Genomic DNA, 1,647 nt, shown 5'->3' with positions numbered 1-1,647 from the left:
CCGAGAAACACCCGCGCCTCGCAATCGCCATCGCGCAACCCAGTCAACGAGTGGCACACCACGGAGAGGTCTTCTCGCACTTTGCCGCAGCCATGTGCCACTCGTCGCACGGAAACCGACCCGCCTGGAGTTGGTCGGCTGATCACGAGGCACTGGTGGCGGCATCGCCCGAGAAGGCACCGCCACCAGAGCCCCCTCGGCGAGAAACACCCGCGCCTCGCAATCGCCATCGCGCAACCCAGTCAACGAGTGGCACACCACGGAGAGGTCTTCTCGCACTTTGCCGCAGCCATGTACCACTCGTCGCCAGGAATCGGGCCCGCCGGCCGCTTCTGGAGTCGGTCGGCTGATCACGAGGCACCGGTGGCGGCATCACCCGAGAAGGCACCGCCACCAGTGCCCCTTCGGCTTGAAGCCTCCCCCGATCGGGACCGCTCCCCCAGACCACGCCGGAGGTCGGTGGTGCCGCCGTCGCAGGTGGCTCACGGGGTCAGCCGAGGGCGGCGACTTCGCGGTCGGTGAGGACGATCGGGGAGACGTAGTCCTTGGTGCGGGCCATTTGGACGGCGCGGTAGAGGGGGCGTTCGGCCAGGCCTGCGTCGCGGGCTTCGGCGCGCAACTGCTGCACCAGCATGGCCGAGACGGCGACGGCGGCGGCGAGTTGGCTGGCGGCGAGGGCGTCGGCCAGGCGACGCAGGCCGAGCAGGTGCATTTCGCGGCCGCTGCCCGCGTCGGTGTACATGGCCAGCGGGACGACCTGGGAGATCTCGCCCGCGGTGACGCGGAGCACGATCCGGCTGAGCCGGGCCGGGAAGATCAGCACCTCGACGCCGGTGGCCGCGGCGATCTCCACTTGCCGCTCCCCGAACACCCGGCGCGCATGAATGATGGTGCCCGACAACCACATCCGCCGTCGCCGCAATGCGACCGCGTAGCCGACGGTCGGCGCACCGACAACCACCCCGACGAGCACCGCGATCGGCCAGCTCGCCACGGTCGCCGTCAACAGCGCCGACCCGATCCCGACGCCTGCGGCGGCCAGCGCCAACCGCCGCAACATCGGCGCATACATCTCGGGTGCCACGAGATCGAGTCCAACGGGATCCGTCTGCTGCCCACCAGAATTCGCCTGCACTGGCCCAACCCTCTCCGCAACCCCGCGCCATGTCGTGCGCGCAGCAACGTTACCCCCACCACCAGCACCGCGGTGTACGTTTCCGTCTCCAACGACACACCGCCGCCCACCCGCCCGTCGAGCAGCAACGAATGGGGTACGCCGCAGCGAAGTTCAACGAGACGGCCACCACGCCCACTATTCCTGCCGACGACGCGCGGATCGACGACCGTGCGCGCTGCCGAACCGGCGCTCCACCATGTTCGGCTCGCCAACCGCGGATGGGATATCACCACGGCCGACGTCGAGCGCACCTTCTTCGACCACCCGCTGATCATCAACGGCCACTGTCACTGTGGTCAGCCGCAGTCGAGTCAACGCGCCGACCACCCGCCGACGCCCACCGCTCTGGCCCACTGCCGTCGAGTGCACGGGACCATCATCGATCTGCAACGGAAACCAAGACCGCACCGACTCGCGCAAGTCAGGGCGCAGCCCGCCGACCCCCCAACGACCACCAGGTTGTCAACCGG

Annotated in this window: 2 protein-coding genes; one reads left to right on the top strand and one right to left on the bottom strand. The window is 69.1% G+C overall.

Features of this window, described 5'->3' with window-relative positions:
* Window positions 1–490: 490 nt before the first annotated feature.
* Window positions 491–1,084: a hypothetical protein gene (locus ACGFNJ_RS25900; protein ID WP_245746372.1), complete on the bottom strand. Its 594-nt coding sequence runs from the start codon at window positions 1,082–1,084 to the stop codon at window positions 491–493.
* Window positions 1,085–1,345: 261 nt separating this feature from the next.
* Here ACGFNJ_RS25900 and ACGFNJ_RS25895 point away from each other — a divergent pair.
* A partial coding sequence (locus ACGFNJ_RS25895; protein ID WP_393453164.1) for a hypothetical protein occupies window positions 1,346–1,647 on the top strand: 302 nt, incomplete at its 3' end.

The organism is Nocardia sp. NPDC049149, from assembly GCF_043197455.1.
Classification (GTDB): domain Bacteria; phylum Actinomycetota; class Actinomycetes; order Mycobacteriales; family Mycobacteriaceae; genus Nocardia.
The sequence above is the reverse complement of the archived record's forward strand: the minus strand, read 5'-3'. Positions and strand labels throughout refer to the sequence as shown.